The organism is Planotetraspora kaengkrachanensis (genome assembly GCF_016862895.1).
Classification (GTDB): domain Bacteria; phylum Actinomycetota; class Actinomycetes; order Streptosporangiales; family Streptosporangiaceae; genus Planotetraspora; species Planotetraspora kaengkrachanensis.
Window position 1 is genome coordinate 130,490 of the sequence record NZ_BONV01000025.1, and the last position, 24,363, is coordinate 154,852.

General features: G+C 70.6%; 23 protein-coding genes. 12 read left to right on the forward strand and 11 right to left on the reverse strand.

The genetic code is table 11. The features are described from left to right. Window positions 1–10 precede the first annotated feature (10 nt). The 3 genes from Pka01_RS24785 to Pka01_RS24795 form a co-directional block, all read right to left on the reverse strand. Complete coding sequence (locus Pka01_RS24785) at window positions 11–868, reverse strand: carbohydrate ABC transporter permease (protein WP_239115270.1); 858 nt, start codon at window positions 866–868, stop codon at window positions 11–13. Between the two features lie 153 nt (window positions 869–1,021). Beyond that, the gene (locus tag Pka01_RS24790) at window positions 1,022–2,404 is read right to left on the reverse strand and encodes an extracellular solute-binding protein (protein ID WP_203885261.1); all 1,383 of its coding nucleotides are present in this window, start codon (window positions 2,402–2,404) and stop codon (window positions 1,022–1,024) included. Between the two features lie 255 nt (window positions 2,405–2,659). Continuing rightward, complete coding sequence (locus tag Pka01_RS24795; protein WP_203885262.1) at window positions 2,660–3,802, reverse strand: LacI family DNA-binding transcriptional regulator; 1,143 nt, start codon at window positions 3,800–3,802, stop codon at window positions 2,660–2,662. A 290-nt stretch (window positions 3,803–4,092) separates the two neighbouring features. Here Pka01_RS24795 and Pka01_RS24800 point away from each other — a divergent pair, with 290 nt between their 5' ends. Next, the gene (locus tag Pka01_RS24800; RefSeq protein WP_203885263.1) at window positions 4,093–6,963 is read left to right on the forward strand and encodes a galactose-binding domain-containing protein; all 2,871 of its coding nucleotides are present in this window, start codon (window positions 4,093–4,095) and stop codon (window positions 6,961–6,963) included. Window positions 6,964–7,094: 131 nt separating this feature from the next. Here Pka01_RS24800 and Pka01_RS24805 read toward each other — a convergent pair whose 3' ends face one another. From Pka01_RS24805 to Pka01_RS24825, 5 genes are all read right to left on the reverse strand, one after another. Then, a complete protein-coding gene (locus tag Pka01_RS24805) occupies window positions 7,095–8,087 on the reverse strand; it encodes a LacI family DNA-binding transcriptional regulator (protein ID WP_203885264.1) in 993 nt (330 codons plus the stop codon). A gap of 125 nt (window positions 8,088–8,212) precedes the next feature. Next, window positions 8,213–8,458: a hypothetical protein gene (locus Pka01_RS24810; protein WP_203885265.1), complete on the reverse strand. Its 246-nt coding sequence runs from the start codon at window positions 8,456–8,458 to the stop codon at window positions 8,213–8,215. Next, on the reverse strand, window positions 8,451–8,678 hold the full coding sequence (locus Pka01_RS24815; RefSeq protein WP_203885266.1) for a DUF6158 family protein: 228 nt from the start codon (window positions 8,676–8,678) through the stop codon (window positions 8,451–8,453). The genes Pka01_RS24810 and Pka01_RS24815 overlap by 8 nt, the downstream gene beginning before the upstream one ends. 191 nt (window positions 8,679–8,869) lie before the next feature. After that, window positions 8,870–9,091 (reverse strand): DUF397 domain-containing protein, encoded by a 222-nt coding sequence (locus Pka01_RS24820; protein ID WP_203885267.1) that lies wholly within the window; start codon window positions 9,089–9,091, stop codon window positions 8,870–8,872. Continuing rightward, on the reverse strand, window positions 9,088–9,939 hold the full coding sequence (locus Pka01_RS24825; RefSeq protein WP_203885268.1) for a helix-turn-helix domain-containing protein: 852 nt from the start codon (window positions 9,937–9,939) through the stop codon (window positions 9,088–9,090). Before Pka01_RS24825 ends, Pka01_RS24820 begins: the two co-directional genes overlap by 4 nt. A 144-nt stretch (window positions 9,940–10,083) precedes the next feature. On the opposite strand from Pka01_RS24825, the gene Pka01_RS24830 reads away from it, so the two are divergent. The 9 genes from Pka01_RS24830 (at window position 10,084) to Pka01_RS24865 (ending at window position 19,184) form a co-directional block, all read left to right on the forward strand. Further along, window positions 10,084–10,530 (forward strand): ATP-binding protein, encoded by a 447-nt coding sequence (locus Pka01_RS24830; protein WP_203885269.1) that lies wholly within the window; start codon window positions 10,084–10,086, stop codon window positions 10,528–10,530. Between the two features lie 77 nt (window positions 10,531–10,607). Further along, window positions 10,608–12,050, forward strand: coding sequence for an MFS transporter (locus Pka01_RS24835; protein ID WP_203885270.1), 1,443 nt, complete (start codon window positions 10,608–10,610; stop codon window positions 12,048–12,050). Between the two features lie 69 nt (window positions 12,051–12,119). Continuing rightward, window positions 12,120–12,245: a hypothetical protein gene (locus Pka01_RS41340; protein WP_275414504.1), complete on the forward strand. Its 126-nt coding sequence runs from the start codon at window positions 12,120–12,122 to the stop codon at window positions 12,243–12,245. 224 nt (window positions 12,246–12,469) lie between these two features. Continuing rightward, window positions 12,470–12,961: a PH domain-containing protein gene (locus tag Pka01_RS40890; RefSeq protein WP_239115271.1), complete on the forward strand. Its 492-nt coding sequence runs from the start codon at window positions 12,470–12,472 to the stop codon at window positions 12,959–12,961. Continuing rightward, window positions 12,958–14,577, forward strand: coding sequence for a PH domain-containing protein (locus Pka01_RS24845; RefSeq protein WP_203885271.1), 1,620 nt, complete (start codon window positions 12,958–12,960; stop codon window positions 14,575–14,577). The genes Pka01_RS40890 and Pka01_RS24845 overlap by 4 nt, the downstream gene beginning before the upstream one ends. Window positions 14,578–14,667: 90 nt before the next feature. After that, window positions 14,668–15,681, forward strand: a complete 1,014-nt coding sequence (gene speB / locus Pka01_RS24850) for an agmatinase (protein WP_239115272.1) — start codon at window positions 14,668–14,670, stop codon at window positions 15,679–15,681. A 93-nt stretch (window positions 15,682–15,774) separates the two neighbouring features. Further along, entirely contained in the window at window positions 15,775–16,932 is a 1,158-nt protein-coding gene (locus Pka01_RS24855) for a penicillin-binding transpeptidase domain-containing protein (RefSeq protein ID WP_203885272.1), read from the forward strand. Continuing rightward, window positions 16,929–18,068 (forward strand): rod shape-determining protein RodA, encoded by a 1,140-nt coding sequence (gene rodA, locus Pka01_RS24860; protein ID WP_203885273.1) that lies wholly within the window; start codon window positions 16,929–16,931, stop codon window positions 18,066–18,068. The genes Pka01_RS24855 and rodA overlap by 4 nt, the downstream gene beginning before the upstream one ends. A gap of 15 nt (window positions 18,069–18,083) precedes the next feature. After that, window positions 18,084–19,184 (forward strand): DUF2293 domain-containing protein, encoded by a 1,101-nt coding sequence (locus Pka01_RS24865; protein ID WP_203885274.1) that lies wholly within the window; start codon window positions 18,084–18,086, stop codon window positions 19,182–19,184. A gap of 50 nt (window positions 19,185–19,234) precedes the next feature. Here Pka01_RS24865 and Pka01_RS24870 read toward each other — a convergent pair whose 3' ends face one another. Both Pka01_RS24870 and Pka01_RS24875 read right to left on the reverse strand, forming a co-directional pair. Then, complete coding sequence (locus Pka01_RS24870; RefSeq protein ID WP_203885275.1) at window positions 19,235–20,125, reverse strand: serine/threonine-protein kinase; 891 nt, start codon at window positions 20,123–20,125, stop codon at window positions 19,235–19,237. 41 nt (window positions 20,126–20,166) lie between these two features. Next, complete coding sequence (locus tag Pka01_RS24875; protein WP_239115273.1) at window positions 20,167–22,326, reverse strand: N-6 DNA methylase; 2,160 nt, start codon at window positions 22,324–22,326, stop codon at window positions 20,167–20,169. Between the two features lie 56 nt (window positions 22,327–22,382). Here Pka01_RS24875 and Pka01_RS24880 point away from each other — a divergent pair, with 56 nt between their 5' ends. Further along, window positions 22,383–23,189 (forward strand): PP2C family protein-serine/threonine phosphatase, encoded by an 807-nt coding sequence (locus tag Pka01_RS24880; RefSeq protein ID WP_203885276.1) that lies wholly within the window; start codon window positions 22,383–22,385, stop codon window positions 23,187–23,189. A 187-nt stretch (window positions 23,190–23,376) separates the two neighbouring features. Next, entirely contained in the window at window positions 23,377–23,781 is a 405-nt protein-coding gene (locus tag Pka01_RS24885) for a DUF7144 family membrane protein (RefSeq protein ID WP_203885277.1), read from the forward strand. Window positions 23,782–23,804: 23 nt separating this feature from the next. Here the strand turns inward: Pka01_RS24885 and Pka01_RS24890 are convergent, their stop codons facing one another. After that, window positions 23,805–24,344, reverse strand: a complete 540-nt coding sequence (locus Pka01_RS24890) for a CGNR zinc finger domain-containing protein (protein WP_308442275.1) — start codon at window positions 24,342–24,344, stop codon at window positions 23,805–23,807. Window positions 24,345–24,363 lie beyond the last annotated feature (19 nt).

Below are 24,363 nucleotides of genomic sequence, written 5' to 3' on the forward strand. Positions count from 1 at the left end.
GTCGCTCCCCTCACACCGTGTTGTCGCGCGAGACGCGCAGGTAGATGGCGGAGAACACCATGAGCACGAGCATCAGCATGAGTCCGAGGGCGTTGCCTGCGTTCAGGCTGCCGAAGTTGAAGGCGTACTGATACATGAGATAGACGACGGTGACCGTCGAGTTCTCCGGGCCGCCGCCGGTGAGCAGATAGGGCTCGATGAAGACCTGCATGGTCGCGACGATCTGCAGCAGCAGCATCACCAGCAGGATGAGCTTGGTCTGCGGGATCGTGATGTGCCTGATCCGCTTGAAGAGGCCGGCGCCGTCCAGCTCGGCGGCCTCGTACAGTTCACTGGGGATGGTCTGCAGGGCGGCGAGATAGATCAGGGTGCCGCTGCCCATGTTCATCCAGGTTGAGACGATGACCAGCGAGATCAGCGCGGTGCTCGTCGAGTTGAGCCACTGGAGCCCCGGCAGGTGGAAGAAGCCGAGGACCTGGTTGAACAGCCCGTAGTCGGGGTTGTAGAACCACTGGAACAGCAGGACGCCCACCGCGGGCGGCAACATCACCGGCAGGTAGACGACGAAGCGCAGGTAGGCGCGCGCGTGCCGTAGTTCGTTGAGGACGAGCGCGGTGATGAAGGGGATCACGTAGCCGCAGAGCAGTGCGAGCAGCGTGAACATCGCTGTGTTGATCCACGCGGGCGCGAAGGCCGGGTCGCTGAAGACGGTGCGGAAGTTCTTCAGCCCCACCCATTCGGGTGCGTCCACGAAGTTCGTCTTCTGGAAGCTGAGGATGACCTGCCGGACCATCGGATACCAGGAGAAGAACGCGAAACAGATCAGAGCGCCGCAGAGGAATCCGTAGGCGGTCAGATTGCGTCGCACGGCTCGCCGCAGCTTCGTGGGCTGCCGCCGCCTGCGGTTCGCTACCGGGAGACTCGCTGTGGTCATCGTTGTGTTTCCGATCTCGACGTGCCAGCCGGGGCGCCGGCCGTGGCCTGGTGACGGCCACTACCGGCGCCCCGGATTATCGGACGGTCAGCTCTTCGAGGCGAGCATGGAGTTGACCTTCGCCTCGGCGTCGGACAGGAGCTGGTCGACGTTGGCGTCCTTCCTGGTGAGCACGGCCGACATCGGGGTGTCGAGAATCGCGTAGATCTCCTGGGCGTACGGCCCCGGCTCCGGCTTCGGCGAGATGCCCTTGGAGCCTTCGACCCATCCCGCGAACTGGGCGGCGTCGATGTTGGCGTTGGCCGCGCGCAGGTCGGTGACCGCCTTGCCCGACGCGGTGTCCGCGCCGTACAGGTCGGGGTAGGGCTGACCGACGGTCAGGTCCTGGCTCTTGGCCCGCACGTAGTCGAGCTGGCCCTTGCCCGGGGTGAGGAACTTGTACTCGATCCACTTGAGGCCGGCCCTGATCTGGTCCGGGGTGGCCTTCGGGTTGATCATGTAGCCGGCGCCGCCGTTGAGCAGGGCCTTGGCCTCGGGCTGGGCGGTGACGGCGTAGTTCTCGAACTTGCCGCCGAAGTCGTTGCGGAGCGAGATGAGCACGTCGGGCGCGCCCAGCATCATGCCCATCTTGCCGCCGGCCATGGCCTTCATGAGGGCCGGCCACTCGATGTACAGCTGGGAGCCCATGCTGTTGTCGGTCCACCGCATCTGCTGGAGGTTCTGCAGGACGGCCTTGCCTTCGGGGGTGTTGAAGGCGGCCTTCTTGCCGTCGTCGCTGATGACCGAACCGCCGCGGCCGTAGAGGGAGGCGGTGAAGTGCCAGCCGCCGGTGTTGCCGCCGCTGTACTCGCCGTACCCGACGTAGCCGGGGCCGAGCGCGGCGATCTGCTTGGCGGCGGCCTGAACCTCGGCCCAGGTCTTGGGCGGGTTGTTCGGGTCGAGGCCGGCCTTGGTGAAGACGTCCTTGTTGTAGACCAGGCCCATGCCGTAGCCGTCGGTCGGCAGACCGTAGACCTTGCCGTCCTTCTTGAACAGGTCGAGCGAGCTGTTGTAGTCAGGGAACGTCTTCAGCTCGTTGACGTAGGAGGAGATGTCGGCGGCCTGCCCGCTCTCGATGAGGCGGCCCACGTTGGGGAAGTTGACGTAGAAGACCGTCTCGAGTTCGCCGCTGGCCAGCTTCGGCTCGAAGGTCTTCGGGTCGTAGCAGGGGAAGGCGTCGGTGACCTTGGAGATCGTGATGTTCGGGTACAGCTTCTGGAAGCCCGCGACGTCCTCTTCGAAGGTCGCGCGCTCCGCCTTGTTCGTCTTCGGCGGCTCACAGTTGACGCTGATCGACACCGGCGCGTTGGGGTTGGCGGACGGCGCAGCGGACTGGCCGGCGTCACCGCCTCCGTCGCTGCTGCTGCCACAGCCCGCCGCCGCCAGGGCCAGGCCCGCGGCCAGAAGTATCGAAAGCTTGCGGGGTTTCATGATTGTTCCCTCCTGGAACGGCGCACCACGGACCCGTCTTGGAGTTCGCTGTCTCGGGGGCATGGGGGGCGCCTCCGATCCAGCTCGGTTGCGAGAAACATACAGAGCCATGCAGAACGCAGCAATACTCTGGCATTCATGATGCAAAAAAGTGACAGTGATTCCGGCGAAACCGCGCCGCACGATCGCCGTCACACCGCGTGACATGACGGAGCCCCTGGACACACGGGGTCCAGGGGCTCGGAGGGGCGATCTCTACTCGGCCTCGGCGGCCGGGCGCCGGGGCGATCCCCCGGCCGCGGCGGGGATCGACACGGGCGACGCGGACGACGCCGTCGACGCGGGCCGCGCGGCCGCGGAGCCCGTCATGACCGGCGAACCGGGCTGCTTCGCACGCGGCGCGGGCGCGGTCGAGGACCGGACCACCAGTTCGGGTTCGAAGAGCAGCTCGTTCGCCGGAACGATGGCGGCGTCGATCTGCGCCACCAGCAGTTCGACGGCCGCCCTGCCCATGGCGTCGATCGGCTGACGGACCGTGGTCAGGGGCGGGTCGATGCAGTTCATCAGGGCCGAGTCGTCGTAGCCGATGACTGAGAAGTCCTCGGGTACGGCGAGGCCCGCGCGGCGGGCCGCCCGGATGGCGCCGAGGGCCAGGACGTCGCTCGCGCAGATCACCCCGGTGACTCCGGCCCGGATGAGCCTGGCCGCACCCGCGTGGCCGCCCTCGACCGAGAACATGGTGTGCTCGACGTGGCCGGCCGGCAGGTCGAGGTCGTTGGCCTCGGCGAACGCACGATAGGCGGCCAGCTTGAGCCGCGAGGGTTCGTGGTCGGGGGCGCCGAGGAGCATGCCGATCCTGCGATGCCCGAGAGCGAACAGGTGACCGAGCGCCATCTCGGCGGCCGCCGCGTCGTCGCAGGACACCTGGGGGAATCCCAGGTGCTCGACGGCCGCGTTGACCAGCACCGCGGGGAGCTTGCGATCCAGCACCCGCTCGTAGTGGTCGTGGGGCGCGTCGCCCTGGGCGTACTGCCCGCCGGCGAAGACGATGCCCGAGACGTGCTGCTGGAGGAGCAGGTCGACGTAGTCCGACTCCGAGACCCCGCCGACCGTCCGGGTGCACAACACCGCGGTGAACCCCTGCTGCGCGAGGGCGCCGCCGACGATCTCGGCGAAGGCGGGGAAGATCGGGTTCTGCAGCTCGGGAAGGACCAGGCCCACCAGGCGGCCCCTGTCACCGCGCAACTGGGTCGGCCGCTCGTATCCGAGCACGTCGAGCGCGGTCAGCACGGCCTCACGAGTGGTCTCGGAGACGCCGGGCTTGCCGTTGAGCACACGGCTCACGGTCGCCTCGCTCACGCCGACCTTCTTGGCCACTTCCGCAAGCCGTCGAGTCATAGGCGCAACTATACGACAAATAGCGCAAGCACTTTCATGGGCTTGCGCAGCCGGTCAGGACGCCTCACCGGCAGTCAGGGAAATTTGACCTGCGGCGGACCGTTCCATCTGGCCGTTCACCTGCGCTTAGTTCATCGACTTAACTGTGGCGTGATATTGCGACTTATCGTCGAAATATTGCAGTTACGTGTTCGCGAACCTAATGTGTGGGCCACCTCACATGTTGCAGAGGTGCGACGGCTCAGCGTCCCCGTCGTCCCTCGCGGATCTTCATGCAGAAAGGGTCGCTCATGAAACGATCCGGAGTCGCCGCGGCAGCGGTGGCCGGGGCGCTGATCGCCCTCGGGAGCGTGGTCACGCTCCCGGGCACCTCGTCGGCGGCCGTGTCGCCGTCACCCTTCTCCGTTCCCGGACGCGGCGCGACCGTGCCCTTCACCGAGATCGAGGCCGAGGCGGCCGCGACGAACGGTGAAGTCATCGGATCCGACCGGGTGTACACGCGCCTGCCGTCGGAGGCCTCCGGACGCCGCGCCGTACGGCTCGACGCGGCGGGCGAGTACGTCGAGTTCACCCTGCCCAAGGCCGCCAACGCGATGACGGTGCGCTACAGCGTCCCGGACAACGCGGCCGGCACGGGCATCACCGCGCCCGTCGACCTGCGCGTCAACGGGACCAAGCTGAAGGACCTGTCGCTCACCTCGAAGTACGGCTGGTACTACGGCGGCTACCCGTTCGGCAACCAGCCGGGCAACCAGCCCCACCACTTCTACGACGAGACCCGCACCCTGTTCGGCTCCACCCTGGCGGCCGGCACCAAGGTCAGGATCCAGGTGGCGTCCACCGCGGCCTCCCCCTGGTTCGTGGTCGACCTCGCCGACTTCGAGCTGGCGCCCGACCCGATCCCGCAGCCCGCGGGATCCCTCAACGTCGACGACTTCGGCGCCGTCAGGAACGGCGCGACCGACTCCACCGCCGCGTTCCAGGCGGCCGTCGACGCAGGAAAGGCGCAGGGCAAGGCCGTCTACATCCCCGCGGGCACCTACACGTTGTGGGACCACGTGGTCGTGGACGGCGTGACACTCCGCGGGGCCGGCCCCTGGTACAGCGTGCTCACCGGCCGCAACCCCACCCAGCGCAACCGCGCCGCCGGCATCTACGGCAAGTACGTCAGCGGCGGCGGCTACACCGGCCCCGTCCGGTCCCACGAGGCGGGCGGCCCGAGCAGGAACGTCACCCTCCGCGACTTCGCCATCATCGGCGAGATCACCGAGCGGGTGGACGAGGACCAGGTGAACGCCCTCGGCGGCGCGATGACGGACTCCACGGTGGACAACCTCTGGATCCAGCACACCAAGGTCGGGGCCTGGATGGACGGCCCCATGAACAACTTCACGATCAAGAACAGCCGCATCATCGACCAGACCGCCGACGGGGTGAACTTCCACACCGGCGTCACGAACTCGACGGTGACCAACACCTTCGTCCGCAACACCGGCGACGACGGCCTGGCCATGTGGCCCGATCGCGTCGCCAACGTCAACAACTCGTTCACCTTCAACACCGTGGTCGCACCGGTCCTCGCCAACAACATCGTCACGTACGGCGGCAGGGACATAAAGATCACCGACAACGTGGTGAGCGACACGGTCACCAACGGCGGCGGCATCCACATCGCCAACCGGTATCCGGGCGTCAACTCCGGTCAGGGCACCGCGGTCGCCGGCACGATCACCGCCGCCCGCAACACCCTGATCCGGGCCGGCAACAGCGACTACAACTGGAACTTCGGCGTCGGCGCCATCTGGTTCGACGGGCTCAACGAACCCGTCAACGCGACCATCAACGTGACCGACACCGACATCATCGACAGCTCGTACGAGGCCATCCAGTTCATCGAGGGCAGCACCAGCACCGTCAACTTCAGCAACGTGAAGATCGACGGCACCGGCACGTACATGATCCAGGCGCAGTCAGGGGCGTCGGCCACGTTCACCAACGTGACGGCCGCCCACATCGGCGCGGGCACCGCGATCCACAACTGCGTGGGCACCGCGTTCTCCCCCGTGTACGGCACGGGCAACTCCGGCTGGAGCACGTCCTCGACCACGTGCACCGGTCAGTGGCCCGCACCGAACTACATCTACGACGGCACCGGCACGCCGCCGCCCGACACCCCCACCCCCACGCCGCCGGTGACCCCGACCCCGACCCCCACGCCGACCCCCACGCCGACTCCGCCCACCTGTTCCGTCGGGACCGGCGACCTGGCCCGGGGCAAGCCCGCCACCGCGACCAGCAGCACCCAGTCGTTCGGCCCCGCGAACGCCGTGGACGGCGACGCGAGCAGCTACTGGGAGTCGGCCAACAACGCCTTCCCGCAGTCGATCACCGTCGACCTGTGCGGCGTCGCGTCCGTGAACCGGGTCGCGCTGAAGCTGCCGCCGAGCTCCGCGTGGGCCACCCGCACCCAGACGCTGTCCGTCCTGGGCAGCACCGACGGTTCGAACTTCACCACGTTGTCCGCGTCGGCGGGACGCACCTTCGACCCCGCGAGCGGCAACACCGTGAACATCTCGTTCACCACGGCGGCCGTCCGCCACGTCCGCATCACCGTCACGGGCAACACGGGCTGGCCGGCCGGGCAGCTGTCCGCGCTCGAGGTCTACGGGTCCGGATCGACCCCGCCGCCGGTGACGCCGACTCCCACACCCACGCCCACCCCGACGCCCACACCTCCGGCCGGGGGGAACCTGGCGGGAGGCAGGCCCATCACTGCGAGCACCCACGCCGACGTCTACGTGCCCGGCAACGCGAACGACCGCAACGCGAACACCTACTGGGAGTCGGCCAACAACGCCTTCCCCCAGACGCTGACCGTCGACCTCGGCTCCACGACCAGCGTCGGCAGGGTCGTGCTCAAGCTTCCGCCGAGCTCCGCGTGGGCCACCCGCACCCAGACGCTGTCCCTTCAGGGCAGCACCGACGGCTCGTCGTACAGCACGATCGCGGGATCCGCCGGCTACACGTTCGATCCCGCCGGCGGCAACACCGCGACGATCACCTTCCCGGCGGCCGGCAGGCGCTACCTGCGGCTGAACATCACCGGCAACACCGGCTGGCCCGCCGGCCAGATCTCCGAGTTCGAGGCGTACGCCTCGTAGTCGGAACGGAAGCCCGTTGAAGGAGTGGACGCCTCCTTCGACGGGAGGCCCGGAGAAGGAGTGGACGCCTCCTTCTCCGGGTTCCGTTCTTGCCGTACGGATTCCATTCTCATCCGGATTCGCCCGAACGCTCAGACCGCGAGGGCTCCCATTCGTCCCGTCGAGGACCGGACGACGAGCTCGGGCTCGAAGAGAAGCTCCCCGGTCGCGACGGCGGCGCCGTCGATCTGGCTGACCAGCAGCTCGACGACCGCCCTGCCCATCGCCTCGATCGGCTGGCGCACGGTGGTGAGCGGCGGGTCGACGCAGTTCATCAGCGCCGAGTCGTCGTACCCGATGACCGAGACGTCGGCGGGCACCCGCAGCCCCTCACGCCTGGCCGCCCTGATGGCGCCGAGCGCGAGCGGGTCGCTTCCGCAGATGATGCCGGTGACCTGCTGCCGCAGCAGCTTCACCGCGGCGGCGTGACCGCCCTCCAGCGAGTGCATGGTGTGCTCGACCCGCTCGCCGCCCTGCGCGCGGAACGCGTCCAGCTTGCGGATCGACGGCATGTGATCCGGCGGCCCCACGATCAGGCCGATGCGCTCGTGGCCCAGCGCGCGCAGGTGCCCCAGAGACTGCTCGACCGCGATCGTGTCGTCGCAGGAGACGCGCGGGAACTCCCAGTGGTCGGCCGCCGCGTTGACCATGACCGTCGGAAGGCGCCGGTCGATCAGCCGGAGGTAGTGGTCGTGGACCACGCCCGACTGCGTGTAGAGCCCACCGGCGAAGACCACGCCGGAAACCTGCTGCTGGAGGAGCAGGTCGACGTAGTCGGCCTCGGAGACCCCGCCGACGGTGCGCGTGCACAACACCGGTGTGAAGCCCTGCTGGGCGAGTGCGCCACCGACGACCTCGGCGAAGGCCGGGAAGATCGGGTTCTGCAACTCGGGCAGTACGAGTCCGACGAGCCGGGCGCGCTCTCCGCGCAGCTGGGTCGGCCGCTCGTATCCGAGCACGTCGAGGGCGGTCAGCACCGCTTCGCGGGTGGCCTCGGAGACTCCGGCCTTGCCGTTGAGGACACGGCTGACCGTGGCCTCGCTGACTCCTACTTTTTTCGCAACTTCAGCAAGCCGTCGCGTCATGAGCGCAAGCATACGACGGCCGATGCCGTACCTTTGCGATCACTTGCGTTGTCAACCCCGCGTAAACGGCGATGTGCCCGCCGTACGGCGGGGCCGGGCGAGGCGCCGGGGGCCCGGATCGGACGTCAGTAGTCCAGCCCCCAGTCGTGCGGGCCCAGCACATAGGCCCCTCCTCTGCGCACGAGCCTGCCTCCCCGGGTCAGCGCCTCCAGCCCGCTCCGCACGGACTCCTCGGGCAGCCCCGTCATCGCGGCGACGGTTTCGACCGTCGCCGTCCGCCCGTCCACGTCCATCGAGGCGACGGCCTCGTAGACGCCGATCTCGGTGGCGGACATCTCCTGTACGTCGCCCAATCGCTCGTTGTCACCCATTGCGCGCCCTCGCTCCACTGCGCAGTCTTCCGGCGTCGATGTGACGGTCGGGGAAACGATGGAGGTACTCACCCTCGAGTTCCCGCGTCCGGGAGGTGTGGTGCTCGAGGGCGTCGTCAGAGCCGTGGAGCAGCGTGTCGGTCCGGGTGTCGTGCAGGCTTCGCAGCTCGCGGAACAGGTCGTCATCGGCGAGTTGCCGCGGATCGACTCCCATGGTCATGGACGTCCTCCCTCATCTGCCGCCCGACTCGCGGCGGCGACCCCGGCCACCGCCCCATGCCGGTTTCCTGCCCTGCCAAATTGGACCCATTCATCCGATTTGACGACCTTTATTGGGAAAAGAACATCCAAAAATGGCGTACGGCTTGCGCCCTGTAGGCGCAAGCCGTACGGGATCGAATCCCAGAGGGGTCAGGACAGGTCGAACTCGCCGCCCTTCACGCCGTCAACGAAGGCGTCCCACTCCCCTGCAGTGAACATCAGTTTCGGCCCTTCGGGGTTCTTAGAGTCGCGCACGGCGACCCCTTGGCTCAGGAGAGCCACTTCGACACACTGGTTGCCCACGGTGTTGGAACGGGCCGCCTTGCGCCAGACCGCACCGGCAAGGTCGTGCGCCGGATGAATGCCCTTCATCGTCCTGTCATCTCCTTCTCGACCGAATCGATCTTCTCCAGGGACTTCTCCGGGCCGAGCGCGGCGGCGCGAAGATGATCGAAGACCTGGACATACCTGCGGACCTCTTCCTGGCTCTCCAGGTAGAGCTCGCCGCCCATGTTCTCCAGGAACACCACGTCGGAGTCCTCGGGGTCGGGGAAGGTGAGGATCGCCAGTGAACTGCCCATGCCGAGGTAGGCGCCCGCCTCGAAGGGCAGCACCTGGAGGGTGACGTTCGGCTGGACGGCGGTCTCCGACAGCCGGCGCAGTTGCTCGGCCATGACGGGCGGACCCCCGACGGGCCGCCGGAGCGCGGCCTCGTCGAGGACGACCCACAGATCCAGACCATCGGGAACGGTGAGGCGCCGTTGCCGCTCCATGCGGACCGTGATCCGCCGTTCGATCTCCGCCGGGTCCTTCACCAGTGCGGCCCCCACGACCGCACGGGCGTAGGACTCGGTCTCCAGCAGCCCGGGGACGAGCAGCGGCTCGTAGTTGCGGACCGAGGCGGCCTCCGCCTCGAGCCCGACGTACGGCCCGGGGAGGACATCCCCGAACGCGTGCCACCAGCCGCGCCGTCCGGCCTCCCGAGCGAGCTCGAGAAGCACCTGCCGTTCCGTGCCGCGGACATCGTAGAGATCGAGCAGATCCCGAATGGTCCGGCCCTGGGGCCGGGTGTGTCCGGTCTCGATCCGGTACACCGTGGAACCCGCCACACCGAGGCGGCTCGCCACGTCCTCTCTGCTGAGCCCCGACTCACCCCGCAGGCGCGTCAGCTCACCGGCGAGCCGGCGAAGCCGGACCGATGGGCTGCGTCCTACCCCCATGAGACGACATCTCCCTACGAAAGGAACTTTGCAATAGTGCATTCGCAGTATTGCGTGACGGAATTCCAAAGTGCAGGATGAATGCAGTCTGGCACGGACCGCACTTCCGCATTGGCTGACGGGTACACAGGGAGTTATCACAGGATGACAATTCTCAACCTCCCGGGGAGAACCGCGATCTCGCGCCCCTTCTCAGGAGACCCGTCACAGGCGGGAGCGGCCCGGCGCTTCGTCGCGGGCCGCCTCGGAGACGGTCATCCCTGCCGGGACGACGCGATCCAGCTGATCGGCGAGCTCGTCGCGGAGTGCCTGCGGCACGCCGCCGCGTGCAGGAGCAGGCCGGGCTACGCGGTGGCCGTGCGGTCCACCCCCGAGTCCGCCCAGGTGACGCTCGCGACGCAGGCCTGCGGCTGCTGGACCTCGCCCGCGCGCACGCCCGGCCGTGGCGTGCACCTCGTCGACCTGTTCACCGAGCGCTGGGGCGTCTCCGCCACCCGCACGGGAGTCTCGGTGTGGTTCGAGCTCGGCCCCGCGAACTCGCGGAACGTTCAGGGGCAGCCGGTCGACGCCCAGGCCAGGTATTCGATCTAGGTGATTCGGGCCGCCCGATGATTCTCCGGCCCGCTGGCGGGTAGTCGGGCGCCATATCGTGCAACGAAAGGGACGATATGGCGCAGATCAGCACCGACATCCCCGCGCGGCTCGATCGCCTGCCCTGGGCTCGCTGGCACTGGCTCGTCCTGGCCGGCCTGGGAACGGTGTGGGTCCTCGACGGGCTCGAGGTCACCATCGTGGGGGTCATCGGCCCGCGGATCACCCAGGCGAACAGCGGGCTCGGGCTGACCGACAGCCAGGTGGGGCTCGCAGCCGGCGTCTACGTCGCCGGAGCCTGCCTGGGCGCCCTCCTCTTCGGCCACCTGACCGACATGTTCGGCCGCAAGAAGCTCTTCCTCGTCACCCTCGCCGTCTACCTCGTCGCCACCGTCGCGACGGCGTTCTCCACCGAGGCCTGGTACTTCTACCTGTGCCGGTTCTTCACCGGCGCCGGCATCGGCGGCGAGTACGCCGCGATCAACTCGGCGATCGACGAGCTGATCCCCGCACGCGTGCGGGGCACGGTCGACCTGGTCGTCAACGGCTCCTTCTGGCTCGGCACCGCCGTCGGCGCGGCGATCGCCGTCCCGCTGCTCGATCCTGGCGTGCTCCCCGCCGACGTGGGCTGGCGGGTGCTGTTCGGTCTCGGCGCGGTGCTGGGGATCGGCATCCTGCTGATCCGGAGGATGGTGCCGGAGAGCCCTCGCTGGCTGACCATCCACGGACGCGAGCGGGAGGCCGAGGACATCGTCGGCGACATCGAAAGACAGGTCAGGGAGGACAGCGGCCAGGCGCTGGAGCCGCCCGCCGGGCAGATCAGGATCACCCAGCGGACGCACACCCCGCTGACCGAGGTGGCCGCCACGTTGCTGCGCCGCTACCCGAGGCGGACGGTCGTCGGGCTCGCGCTCTTCATCGGGCAGGCCTTCCTCTACAACGCGGTCTTCTTCACCTACGCGCTCGTGCTCGCCACGTTCTTCGACGTCCCCGACGTGAGCACGCCCTGGTACCTGATCCCCGTGGCCATCGGCAACTTCCTCGGGCCGGTCCTGCTCGGCAGGTTCTTCGACTCGGTCGGCCGGCGCGCGCTGATCTCGGGCTCCTACATCCTGTCGGGCCTGCTCCTGCTGGGTACGGCGGCGCTCTTCCACGCCGGGGTCCTCTCCGCGGGGACGCTGACGGCCTGCTGGCTGGCGGTGTTCTTCTTCGCCTCCGCGGGAGCGAGCTCGGCCTATCTGACGGTCTCGGAGATCTTCCCGATGGAGACCAGGGCCCTGGCGATCGCGCTGTTCTACGCGGTCGGGACGGGGCTGGGCGGCATCATCGGCCCCATCCTGTTCGGCCGCCTCGTGGAGAGCGGATCCGTGGACAACGTCGCGCTGGGGTACGTGACCGGGGCCCTGCTGATGATGGCCGCGGGCGCGGTCGAGTGGTTCTTGGGGGTGGAGGCGGCCAGGCGGTCGCTCGAGGACATCGCCCAGCCCTTGAGCGTCCAGGAGGAGCGGGTGGCGGGATGACCGCCCACCGGGTGGGTATCACCCTGTCTGATGCCGTAAATGTCGATATGTCATAAATTCGGGGGAATTATGGCTGAGGCACCGAAGAAGAAGCACGCCAAGTCCACGGCGAAGGCGAAGAAGACGGCCATCAAGGAGGCCCGCTCGGTCAAGCAGGCCAAGAAGGACAGACGTACCGAAGCCGAAGGCGAGTGACCGGCGATCCCGGCCGGCGCCGGAGTGCCCGCGAGCCAGGCTCGCGGGCACTCCGCGTATCGGCGGCGGACAGCCCCGGCTCGCCGACCTGACCGCGGACGCCGGCGTCGAGACCGTCCACCTAGGAGAACGCGGCGGCCGTCCTGGAGCTATGACATTTGTCCTGATAAATAGGTGATCACCCCTACTGCTTTGATTGGGACACTTCAGGCAGAGTTGAGCATGTGGAAACCACGACCCTCCGCCCCCCTCAGCACCGGGTGAGCCCCATCGCCCGGTGGTACTGGGCCGCGCACGCCGCCGTCGGCTGGCTGATCCTCGTCGCCGTCCAGGTCGTCTGGCTGATCGCCGACGGCGACGACATCCCTCTTCGCGTGGCCGGGCTCGTCGCCACCGTGGTCCTGGCGACGGCGCATGTCGTCGTCATGCCGGTGTGGCGTTATCGCGTCCACCGGTGGGAGGCCACCCCCGAGGCCGTCTACACCCAGTCGGGCTGGTTCAAGCAGGAATGGCGGATCGCCCCCGTTTCCAGAATCCAGACCGTCGACAGCGCCCGGGGACCTCTCGAGCAGCTGTTCCGGCTGGCCAACGTCACCGTCACGACGGCTTCCGCCGCGGGTCCCGTCCGCATCAGCGGGCTGGATCGCGAGACCGCGCAACGGCTCGTCGACGAACTCACCGCCAAGGCCCAAGCGACCGCCGGTGATGCCACGTGACGACCGCGACGGTCACCGACTGGCGGCGGCTGAGCGTCCGGATGCTGGTGATCCACCCCATCCAGGAGGTCGTCCGGGCCGCGCCTGCCCTGCTCGGCCTCCTCGTGGCCGGATCGAGCAGCGGCGGCCACGGCCCCCTGTGGAGCCTGGTGGGCGTGGCGGTCACGGTCCTGCTCGGCACGATGCGCTGGTTCACGACCACCTATCGCATCACGCCCGAGCACGTGCAGGTGCGCAAGGGCCTGCTCCACCGCAAGGTGCTGACCGTGCCCCTCGACCGGGTCCGCACGGTCGACGTGACCTCCAACATCCTGCATCGCGTGCTCGGGCTGGCCCGGGTCGAGGTGGGCACCGGCCGCTCCGACAGGAAGGGCGGCGGTGAACTCAAGCTCGACGCGCTCGCCGCCGCCGAGGCCGCCCACCTGCGCGTGGAGCTCCTGCACCGCGAGAACCGCACGGCCGCCCCGGCCGAGGGCACTGCCGTGGACCCCGCCACGGGCGCCCCCGCCGCACCGGTCGCCGTCCCGTGGCAGGCCGGCGTCGAGACGGAGCTCGCGGCCCTGCGGCCCGGCTGGATCCGGTTCGGGCCCTTCACGCTCTCCGGTCTCATCACCGTGGGCATCATCGCCGGTTTCGTCTCCCGGCTCGCGTCCGAGGGCAACGTGAACCTGGGGCAGATCACTCCCGTCAAGTCCACTCTGGGCTGGTTCGGGTCCCTCTCCCTGCCGCTGGAGATCGCGACCGCCGTCGTCGTGCTGACCGTGTTCGTCGCGATCGCCTCGACGCTGGGCTACGTCCTCGCCTTCTGGGGATTTCGGCTGACCCGCCACTCCAGTGGAACGCTGCACGTCAACCGTGGTCTCATCACCACGAGGGCGACCACCATCGAGGAGCGGCGCCTGCGCGGCCTCGAGTTCAGCGAGCCCCTGTTGCTGCGTGCCGTACGGGGAGCGCGCCTGATCGCCGTGACGACCGGGCTGCGCGTCGGCCAGGGGGCCCAGCGGGGCGGCTCGATGCTCCTGCCGCCCGCTCCCCGGCGCGAGGCGGAGTCCGTCGCGGTGCGGGTGCTCGGCGGCGACGCCGTCACGGTCTCCGGGCCGCTGACGCCGCACGGACCGGCGGCCCGGCGGCGCAGGTTCACCCGGGCCCTCGGCGTGGTCGTCTCGTGGACCGTGGTCTGCCTCGCGTTGTGGGAGTGGTCGGACCTGCCCGCCTGGACCTGGGTGGCCGGTCTCGCCCTGCTGCCGGTCACCGCGCTGATCGCGGCGGACCGCTACCGGAGCCTCGGCCACGCGCTCGTGGCCGGTCACCTGATCACCCGGTGGGGCTCCCTCGTGCGCAGGCGCGTGGCCCTGGAGTACGACGGGATCATCGGCTGGAACATCGAGCGCTCGTTCTTCCAGCGCCGCGCCGGGCTCGTCACGCTGACCGCCACCACCGCGGCCGGCCGCCAGGGGTATCGCGTGCAGGACGTCACGCTCGCCGAGGCGATCCGGCTCGCGTCCGCCGGCTCACCCGGACTGCTCGACCCCTTCGTGTCAGAGGGAACGCCGAGGCCGGAGCCACACGTCTCCGGCGGGCCGCCGGACCTGGCGCGACCCGTCGTCTCCGGCTGAACGTCACATAGCATGACGGCGCCGCCCATCTCCGGACCTGGCAGGAGGGCTCCGGAGCCTGCGGGACGGCACCGGCGTTGGAGGTGCCCGATGACTCGTTACGGCCCGATGTTCGGCCCCGACATCACCTTTCTCGGGGTCGGCCGCTGCGACCTGGAGGACGCGGAGACCTACGCCGGGGCGGACGTCGTCATCGTCGGGGCGCCCTTCGACGGCGGGACGTCACACCGTCCGGGCGCGCGGTTCGGGCCGAGCGCCATCCGGCAGGCCTGCTACCTCCCGCACGACGGGTCCCGGCCGAGCCTCGCCCTCCGCGTGGACGCGCTCCAGGATCTCCGGGTGCTCGACGCCGGCGACGTCGAGACCTACGCCGGCGACATCGAGGGCAGCCTGCGCGCGATCGAGGAGGCGGTCACCCGCGTCTCCGCCTCGGGCGCGATCCCCGTCGTGCTCGGCGGCGATCACACGGTGGCCCTGCCCGACGCCACCGGCGTGGCCCGCCACCACGGCTTCGGCCGGATCTCCATGCTGCACTTCGACGCCCACGCGGACACCGGCGACGTCGAGTTCGGGCACCTGCACGGCCACGGCCAGCCCATGCGCCGTCTGATCGAGTCCGGAGCGATCCGCGGCGACCGGTTCCTCCAGATCGGCCTGCGCGGCTACTGGCCCGGCCCCGACATCCTCGACTGGATGGCCGGGCAGAAGATGCGCTCCTACGAGATGAGCGAGATCGTCGCCCGCGGCCTGGACACGTGCCTCACCGAGGCGTACGGCATCGCGCTCGACGACTGCGACGGCGTCTACCTGTCCGTCGACGTCGACGTCTGCGATCCCGGGCACGCCCCGGGCACCGGCACGCCCGAGCCGGGCGGCCTGTCCGCACGCCAACTGCTCGACGCCGTGCGGCGGACCTGTTACGAACTGCCGGTCGTGGGCGTGGAGATCGTCGAGGTCGCCCCGCCGTACGACCACGCGGAGATCACGGCCTACCTGGGGAACCGTGTCGTCCTCGAGGCCCTGTCCGCCATCGCCCGCCGGCGCAGGGACGCCGCGGACGGAACCCGCTGGGACCCCGCGCGCCCTCTGCTCGACGGCCGCTGACTCGCCCGGAAGCGGTTGATTTACCGGAATCCGTGCCGCACACTACTCGCATGATCGGCGACCGGCTGATCACGCTACGTCGATCTGCGCGACGTGCGTAGGGGTGTGCACCGGGGGCGGGTGGCGCTCCTGGCCGTCGTCGTCTCCTCCATGATGCTGAGCGTGCTCGGCCGGCTCTGGCACCTCCAGATCGTCGACGGCGCGTACTACGCGAGGGCGGCGGCGGACTCACGCGTCCGCACGGAGTCCCTGCCCGCGCCCGCCGGCCTCGTCCTCGCCGCCGACGGCAGCCCGCTGAGCTCCGGCGCCCTCGTCGGGCAGGGACTTGAGACCTGGTACCGCGCCGAACTGGCCGGCCGTGCGGGCGTGCGCCAACTGGCCGTCGACAGCAGGGGGACGGTCACCGGAGTCATGGGCGAGAGCGCGGCCCTTCCGGGCAGCACGCTCACGACCAGCATCGACCCGCGGATCCAGCGCCTGGCCGAGCAGACGCTCGCGTCGGGCGCCGCGAAGACGGGGCGGGCCATCGGCGGCGCGGTGGTCGTGCTCGAGGCCTCGACCGGACGTGTGGCCGCTCTCGCCGGCCATGCGGGCCGGGAGACCGCCGCCCGGCACGGCGGCGCCGCGGAGGTGGACACCGGCGGCCTTCCCTCGTCCGGGGCCCTGGTCGCGCGGCGCCCGCCCGGGTCCGCGCGGGTGATCACCTCACCTGCGGCGGCGACCGCGTTCGGCTTCGGCCGGCCGACCGGGATCGACCTGCCGAACGAGGCGGCCGGCGCCGTCCCGGACCCCGCGCGGCATCCGGATCGGCCGTCGGCGTCCGGCCAGGACGAGGTCCTGGTCACGCCGCTCCAGCTCGCCAGGGCCTACGCGGCCGCCGTCAACGGCGGGACGCTCTTCAGCCCCCGGCTGGCCACGGCCCTGGTGCGGCCCGACGGCACGGTGGCGCGCACGGTGGTCCCGCCCGTCGACGGCCGCGTGGCGGTCTCCCCCGAGACCCTGCGCGGCGTACGGCACGCCCTGTCCGTGAACCTGTCCGTGAACCTGTCTGCGAGCCGGTCTTCTGACGGGACCCTCGACGCGTACGGCGGGCCCGGCGCGTCCTGGTCGGCGTGCTACGTCCCCGCCGGACGCTCCCGGTATGTCGTGGTCGTGATGGTGCCGTGGTCCGGACGCGACACGGCCGGGACGGCGGCGCGCGCGATGCGGGAGGGCATCCCTCGCCTCGCCGACGCCTCCACCGGGACATGAACGTCCCCGGGCCGCGCTCGCAGGCGTGGTGGGCGCCGTTCGCCCCGCGCACGCCCCTGGACGCGGGGCTGCTGCTCCCGGCGGGCGCCCTCGCGGCGATCGGCCTGCTGCTCCTGAGCTCGGCCACCCGGACCGACCCCGGCTCGGCCCTCGTCCAGCGGCAGGGGCTCAGCGTCTGTCTCGGGCTTGCCCTCATGTGGGTCGTCTCCCGGGCGGAGCCGAAGGTCCTGAGGGCGTACGTCCCGGCCGTCTACCTGCTCGGGCTGGCCGCCCTGGTCGCGGTGCTGACCCCGCTGGGCCGCACGGTCAACGGCTCGCAGGCGTGGATCGCGCTCGGGCCCGGGCTGGGATTCCAGCCCTCCGAGTTCGCCAAGGTCTCGACGATCCTCACGCTGGCCGGCGTGCTGGGCGGGCGCGACGACGGCGGACGGCCAGGCGGCCGGGCCGTGCTCCTCGCCCTCACGCTGGCGGCTCCTCCGGTGATCCTGATCGCCCTGGAGCCCGACTTCGGCACGGCGCTCGTCTTCTGCGCCGTGACGATCGGCATGATCACGGTGTCCGGGGCGCGGATGCGCTGGCTCGCCGGGATCGCCGCGCTGAGCGCTCTCGGCCTGGCCCTGATGTGGCGGCTGGACCTCGTCCGGCCCTACCAGCTGCGGCGGCTGTCGGTGCTGTTCCATCCCGAGGCCGATCCCCTGGGCTCGGGCTATCACGCCGCACAGTCGCGCATCGCGGTCGGCTCGGGCGAGGTGTTCGGTACCGGCCTGTTCCGGGGCGGGCAGACCGCCGGCCGCTTCGTCCCCGAGCAGCACACCGACTTCATCTTCACGGTGGCCGGCGAGGAGCTCGGTTTCCTCGGGACCGCGTCCATCGTGCTGCTGGTGACCCTGCTGCTGTGGCGCGGCCTGTGGATCACGGCCGTCAGCCCGTCGTCGTATGGCACGGTGCTGGCCGGCGGAGTGGTCTGCTGGCTGGCGTTCCAGTCCTTCGTGAACCTGGGGATGACACTCGGCATCGTGCCGATCACAGGTCTGCCGCTCCCTTTCGTCTCGTACGGAGGCTCCGCCGTGATCGCGGCGTTGGCGGCCGTCGGCCTGCTGGACGCCGTCAAGCGGGCTCGCGAACCCGTGCCGTAGGGCAGGCTTGGGGGAATGCGGAGCAAGCTGGGCGGCAGGGTGGCGGAGGCGGCGGAGATCGCGCTGGCGACCCGGAAACTTGTGACGGCCCTCGACGTTCTGACCGGCCTGCGCTGGCTGCGCGGCCGCGACGTGGACACCTGGCGGCAGGGACGGGCGGCCGACCTGGAACGGCTGGCGGCCGTCGACGCCTCGCGCATGGCGGAGGCGATCGAGCACCTGCGGGAGTGGGCGGTCGGCGGTGGCCTGGTCCCCGGCGAGGCCGCCTACATCTCCGCGGGCAGGGACCGGCGGCCGCTGCGCTTCACGGCTTCGGGCAGCGACGAGCTTGAGCGCTCGTTCCGCGTCCAGTGGGTGTCACCGGAAATGAGCGAGGCGGCCCGCCGTCGTCTCGAGGAACGGCAGAACCGCGCGCCGGACCTGGTGGCCGTCGCGCCGGTCGAATCGTGGACCTGCGCCGGCTGCGGGGCGACGACGCGTGTGGACGCGGCGCCCGCCGGCGAGCGGGCGGCGGACCCGGCCGGATTCATGATCACGGAATCGGACCGGCCGTACTGCCTGACCTGTTCGGACATGGACCACTTGTTCTTCCTCCCCTCGGGCGACGCCGCGCTCAGCCGCCGGGCCAAGAAGGGCAGCGGCCTGTCGGCCGTCGTCGTCCGGTTCAACCGCCGGCGCAAGCGCTACGAGCGGCTCGGAATCCTGGTCGAGGAGGCGGCGCTCGCGTCGGCCGAGGAGCAGTGCCTCGCCGACGAGGAGGTGCGGCTCCGCCGCCGCGAGCGCGACCGGGAACGGCGTGTGGGCGAGGACGTGACGTTCCAGGCGGCCATGGCCGCGGAGATCCTCCGCCTGTTCCCCGGCTGCCCGCCCGATCGCGCGGAGTCCGTGGCCGGCCACGCCGGGCAGCGCGGAAGCGGCAGGGTCGGCAGGACGGCGGCCGCCCGGGTCCTCGACGAGAACGCGATCACGCTCGCGGTGGTCGCGAGCGTGCGCCACCTGGACACCGACTACGACCGCCTGCTGATGTCCGGCGTCCCCCGGATGGAGGCGCGTGACCGGATCCGTTCCCGCGTCGAGGAGGTCCTGACGGACTGGCGGAGCGCTCCGCGGCGCTGACCACCGGATCCGGCGGTTCCGATCGGGCGGGTCGGATCGGAACGGCCGGCTCAGCGGACGCGGCCGACCATCCTCGCGTACATCCGGCCGGGACTCGGGACCGACGACTGGTCGAGAAAGCCCGGCAACATGGGCAGGTCGACCGCGAAGGGCTGCAGCCGCTGGTAGAGCGTGTAGGCGTCCGGCGGCCGGTCGTCCGGGTGCTTCTCCAGGAGTTCGGCGATCAGCCGGTCCAGTTCGGCAGGCACGCCCGAAATCCGCGGCGGGCGCTCCTTCACCTGCTTGTCGAACACCGCGTACTCGGTGGGCCCGGTGAACAGCTGCCTTCCCGTGAGCATCTCGTGCAGGACGCAGCCGAGCGCGTAGAGGTCGCTCTTCGGGTCGGCCACCCCGCGCTCGATCTGCTCCGGCGACATGTACGCCGGAGTGCCGAGGATCTGGCCGACCCGGGTGAACTGGGCGGAGTCGCCCTCACGAAGCATCGCGAGCCCGAAGTCGAGCACCTTGACGCTGCCGTCCGGGCAGAGCATGAGGTTGGTCGGCTTGAGGTCGCGGTGGCAGATGGACAGCGCGTGCGCGGCGGTGAGCACCGCACAGGCCTGGGCGGCGATCGCCGCGGCCCAGGGGACGGGCAGCGGGCCGTGCTCGCTGACGAGATCGGCGACCGTCACGCCCTCGATGAACTGCATGACCTGGAAGAGCCGCTGCTCGTGGGTCCCGAAGTCGTAGAGCACCGGGGCGCCCGGGTGGTCGAGCCGCGCGAGGATCCGCGCCTCCCGGATGAAACGCCGCTCCAGTTCGTCGTCGGGCCCGCCGGGCAGGCGGAGGAACTTGACCGCCACCCTCCGGTCGAGCCGCCGGTCGTGTCCTCCGTAGACGGCTCCCATGCCGCCCTGGCCCAGGGGCAGGTCGTCAAGCTCGTACCGGTCGCCGATGACCATGCACCCTCCAGTCGGCCTTTCCGGGGGCAAAGCTACACCTTTCAACTACCCGGCCGGAGGTGCCCCGCGGCGAGCCCCTCCACCCCGAGCCGCACGAGCGCCTCCCCCGCCGCGGCCGCCTCCCGCAGGCCGTCCTCCAGGTCGAGGAGCCGCCGGAACGCCTGGCCGTACCGGTTCTGCTCGGCGAGGGACAGGCGCGGGACCCGCGCCCTCCGCGCGTCGACCCGGCTGGAACCGAGGTGCGGCCGCCCCGCGGTGGCGAACCGGAGGAATCCGGCGAGGAACTCCGGGTCGATCCGCGTCGGGTCCACCCGCAAGAGGGTGAGCTGAGGCCCCAGCACCGCTCCTCCTCCGCCCATCACCCGGGCCGTGGTCGCCGAGCTCACCACGTCGCCCTCCGCGATCGTCACCAGGTCGTCCTCGGGCGCCGCCGTACCCGTGGGCGGGCCGCCGCCGGCCAGGTCGTCGGTGGTGAGCACCGCGAGGGCGCCCTCCTCCGGGCCCTCGGTGTCCGCCGCCTTCAGGGTCGAGTGGCGCACGGTCACCAGCCCGGCCCTGACCAGCTCGGCCAGCGTCGCGGGCGGCGAGTCCCATCCCGCCGCGTCGCCGGGCACGTCCAGATCGCCCAGGCCTCCGGCCGCCGCGGCCACCAGCGCCGCGGACGCGTCCCTGAACCGGTCGCGGGCGGCGGGGAAGCCGCTGGCGTCGCCGGGCGAGGACAGGTGCCGCGCGGGGCTGAGGTCCACCTCGTCGTCGAGGAGCTCGACGATCCCGACCGTACGGCTCTCGCCCGGCGGCTCGGCCCCGGCCGATTGGGCCGCCCAGGCGGCCTCCACGGCCGTCAGGTCGTCGCCCGCCGCCGCCAGCAGCACGGTCGCGGGCTGCCGCTCTCCGGGCCGGGGACGACGGAGCAACCACAGGTCGGGGCCGCCCGCGCCCAGGGAGAAGACGGCGCGCACGGCGCCGGCGCGCAGCATGTTGGCCCGGATGCGCCTGCCCGACCGGCGGCTCGCGGCGGCCGCGGGCATCAGGACGGCCACCAGGCCGCCCGGCCGGACATGGGCGAGGCAGTGCTGCACCCAGGCAAGCTCGGACTCACCGCGCGGCGGCATGCCGTAGGTCCAGCGGGGATCGCCGACCAGGTCCTCGTGTCCCCACGCCCGCTCGTTGAACGGCGGATCGCAGACGACGGCGTCGGCGAGGGCTCCGGGGAAGCCGTCATCCCTGAGGGAGTCCCCCGCGACGACCCGCGCGTGCTCCCCGCGCAGCAGCAGCCGCAGCGTGGCGAGCAGGGCGACCGTCTCCCCCGCGTCCTGGCCCAGAAGCTCTGAGGTGCGACGGGGCCCCCGGGGCTCGTGAGTCTCGTGCACGGCTTCGCCCGGTGACATGGCGCCGGGGCCGGGCAGCGTGGGATCCTGGCTCCGCGGCCGGGCTTCCTGGCCGGGCAGGGAGGGGTTCCCCGGCGCGACAGGCTCGTCCACCGGCTCACCGCCGGGCGGCGCGGTGTCGCTCTTTCCCCGCCGTGCCTCCTTGACCGCGAGGAGAATGGTGCCCATGCCGCAGGCCGGGTCGAGTACCGATCCCCCCTCGGAGCAGGCCAGCCGGGCCATCAGCTCCGCCACGTCCGTCCGCGTGACCGAGAGCCGGCGGCTGTGCGCCTCCACGTAACGCTCGCAGAGCAGCTCGAACGCCCCGGCGGGCCCTCGTTCGGCGGCCAGTTCGGCGAGCGGGCCGAGCAGCCCGGCGTCCGGCGCCCAGATCCCCGGGAAATTCTCCGTCCGGCCGTCCCCGTGGCCCGGCGCCGCGGGCCTGACCGGCAGGTCGGGGGTCGCGGCGGCCACGGCCTCCGCCGGCCGCCTGGCCAGGTCCGAGCCTTCGGCCAGCCGGCGCGCACCGTCCGGCTCCCTGAGCGTGTAGAGCAGGAACGCCCCCGCCTGGCCGAGCAGGTCTCCCAGGTGCAGGTCGTCGGCCGACGACCTGAGCCGCTGCCATACCCTGTCGACGACGGACACCTCGAACGTCTTGCCGTTCCGCCTGAGCCAGGCCTCGACCTCGGGCAGGGAGAACAGCGGGCTGGAGGTCGTCCCGCCGACGGGCTCGGGGAAGTCGTCGTAACGGCGGCGCCAGTTGCTCACCGCGGCCCGTCCGACGTCGGCCATCCGTGCGATGTCACCCGCGTTAACCGTCGCATCGAGGCTCATGCGGCCCAGAATATCTACGCTTGTGAAGTGATTCAACCAATGATTTACTCGAAACCATGACGCACAACCGCATTCGGTTTGCCGCTGGATCGGACATCGGGCGGTCCAGGACCAAGAACGAGGACTCGGTGTACGCGAGCGAGCACCTGCTCGCCATAGCCGACGGCATGGGCGGCCACGGCCACGGGGACGTCGCCAGCGCCGCGGCGATCGAGGCGCTGTCCGCCGTCGACGACGGCACGCCGCCCGGGGATCTCATCACCACGCTGGAGGGCGGCGTGCGTGAGGCGGCCCGCAGGCTCAGCGAGCTGGCCGAGCACGATCCCACTCTGGAGCGGATGGGGACCACGATCACCGCGATGTTGTGGGACGGCGAGAGCCGGTTCGCCGTCGCGCACGTCGGGGACTCCCGGGCGTACATGTTGCGGGACGGCGGGCTGTACCAGATCACCCGCGACCACACCTTGGTGCAGTCGCTGGTCGACGACGGCCACATGAGTCCCGATCAGGCCGCCAAGCACCCGAACCGGTCACTGCTGCTGCGGGCGCTGGAGACGAGCGGCCTGGCCGATCCCGACCTGTCCCTGCGCGACGCGCATCCGGGAGACCGGTACCTGCTCTGCTCGGACGGGTTGACCGCCGTGCTGGAGCCGGAGACTCTTCACCAGGTGCTGACCGCGGTCGACGAGCCCGCCGAGGCCGTCCGCCGCCTGATCGAGCTCGCCAACGAGGGCGGCGGGCCCGACAACATCACCTGCATCGTCGCCGACATCGCGTTCGACACGGCCCACGAAACGGCCCACGAAACGGCATTCGACGCGGCCCACGACAACCAGAACGGCGACGACTCTCAGCCCTCGTGACGATCCCGCGCCGTACGGCCGGCCCCCTGTGCGGCCGTACGAGCGAGTCGCGCCCCTGTGACCACGGTGCCGTCTTTGCTTCAGTTTTGTCGATGGCCCGTTACTTTCAGTAATCAGTGCGGAATATCACCGCATTGAGGGGATCTCGCCGAATCGGGGCTCGATCACCGGGCGAAGGGATGTGGGCATGCTCGGCACCTGGGCGTCAGAGAGGAAGACCACGCGGTCGGGCTGGCTGGACTTCGCCGCCGTCCTGACCGTACTGGTGGGCGTCTACAACGTGATCGAGGGCCTGACGGCGCTGGTCCGGCCCGAGTACTTCCTGGTGACGACAGAGAAGATCCTGGTCTTCGACTTCACGGCATGGGGATGGATCATCCTGCTCCTGGGCCTCGTCCAGGTGGCCGTGGGCCTGGGCATCGCCGTCGGCCGGATGTGGGCGAGAGCCGCCGGGATCGCCCTCGCGTTCCTCATCGCCATCGTGCACCTGGCATTCCTGTCGGCCTACCCCATGTGGTCGATCGTCTCCATCGCGCTGTGCGTGCTCGTCATCTACGGCCTGATCGTGGCCCCCAGGAACGCCACAGGCTGACAGCGCACCCCGGCCCGCACCGCTCAGGCGTTGCGGGCGCGGAAGGCCGCGGTCTTGACACGGTTCTGGCAGGCGGTCGAGCAGAACCTGCGCGTCCCGTTCCGTGAGGTGTCGACGTAGACGCGGTCGCAGTGCGGCGCCGTGCAGACGCCGAGCCTGTCGTACAGTTCGCCGCCGAGGACGACGGCGAGCGCCGTCGCGCAACTCGCCGCCCAGTCGCCCGCCCGGGTCCCGCCGGCGCCGTGGAAGTGCAGATGCCAGGGCTCGCCATCGTGGCGGTCGAGGTGCGGGCGGGCGTCCGTCTCCTTCAGCAGCTGGTTGACCTGCGACGCGGCCGCGTCGGCGTCGCCGCGAGCCACGGCCTCGAAGACCACACGCAGCCTCGCCGCCACGCCGGCGAGCTCGTCCGCCTCGCCGGGGGTCGCCTCGGCGTAACGCCGCCCGCCGGCCCGGAGGCCCTCCGTGGCGGCGGCCGCCCGCTCGTCCACACCGGGGGCCGGATACGGCCGGCCACGCATCTCGCCGGGGGTCAGCGCGTTGACCAGCCCGACGGTGACGGCCACCACTCCATCTGTGTGACTG

Bases quoted from the DNA above. Each gene is read 5' to 3' on its own strand.
- Pka01_RS24885 (WP_203885277.1), top strand. From the start codon at position 23,377: ATGCTCGGCACCTGGGCGTCAGAGAGGAAGACCACGCGGTCGGGCTGG.
- Pka01_RS24875 (WP_239115273.1), bottom strand. From the start codon at position 22,326: ATGAGCCTCGATGCGACGGTTAACGCGGGTGACATCGCACGGATGGCC.
- Pka01_RS24815 (WP_203885266.1), bottom strand. From the start codon at position 8,678: ATGACCATGGGAGTCGATCCGCGGCAACTCGCCGATGACGACCTGTTC.
- Pka01_RS24790 (WP_203885261.1), bottom strand. From the start codon at position 2,404: ATGAAACCCCGCAAGCTTTCGATACTTCTGGCCGCGGGCCTGGCCCTG.
- Pka01_RS24795 (WP_203885262.1), bottom strand. From the start codon at position 3,802: ATGACTCGACGGCTTGCGGAAGTGGCCAAGAAGGTCGGCGTGAGCGAG.
- Pka01_RS24825 (WP_203885268.1), bottom strand. From the start codon at position 9,939: ATGGGGGTAGGACGCAGCCCATCGGTCCGGCTTCGCCGGCTCGCCGGT.
- Pka01_RS24810 (WP_203885265.1), bottom strand. From the start codon at position 8,458: ATGGGTGACAACGAGCGATTGGGCGACGTACAGGAGATGTCCGCCACC.
- Pka01_RS24805 (WP_203885264.1), bottom strand. From the start codon at position 8,087: ATGACGCGACGGCTTGCTGAAGTTGCGAAAAAAGTAGGAGTCAGCGAG.
- Pka01_RS24830 (WP_203885269.1), top strand. From the start codon at position 10,084: ATGACAATTCTCAACCTCCCGGGGAGAACCGCGATCTCGCGCCCCTTC.
- Pka01_RS24880 (WP_203885276.1), top strand. From the start codon at position 22,383: ATGACGCACAACCGCATTCGGTTTGCCGCTGGATCGGACATCGGGCGG.
- Pka01_RS24835 (WP_203885270.1), top strand. From the start codon at position 10,608: ATGGCGCAGATCAGCACCGACATCCCCGCGCGGCTCGATCGCCTGCCC.
- Pka01_RS41340 (WP_275414504.1), top strand. From the start codon at position 12,120: ATGGCTGAGGCACCGAAGAAGAAGCACGCCAAGTCCACGGCGAAGGCG.
- Pka01_RS24870 (WP_203885275.1), bottom strand. From the start codon at position 20,125: ATGGTCATCGGCGACCGGTACGAGCTTGACGACCTGCCCCTGGGCCAG.
- Pka01_RS24800 (WP_203885263.1), top strand. From the start codon at position 4,093: ATGAAACGATCCGGAGTCGCCGCGGCAGCGGTGGCCGGGGCGCTGATC.
- Pka01_RS24865 (WP_203885274.1), top strand. From the start codon at position 18,084: ATGCGGAGCAAGCTGGGCGGCAGGGTGGCGGAGGCGGCGGAGATCGCG.
- Pka01_RS24820 (WP_203885267.1), bottom strand. From the start codon at position 9,091: ATGAAGGGCATTCATCCGGCGCACGACCTTGCCGGTGCGGTCTGGCGC.
- rodA (WP_203885273.1), top strand. From the start codon at position 16,929: ATGAACGTCCCCGGGCCGCGCTCGCAGGCGTGGTGGGCGCCGTTCGCC.
- speB (WP_239115272.1), top strand. From the start codon at position 14,668: ATGACTCGTTACGGCCCGATGTTCGGCCCCGACATCACCTTTCTCGGG.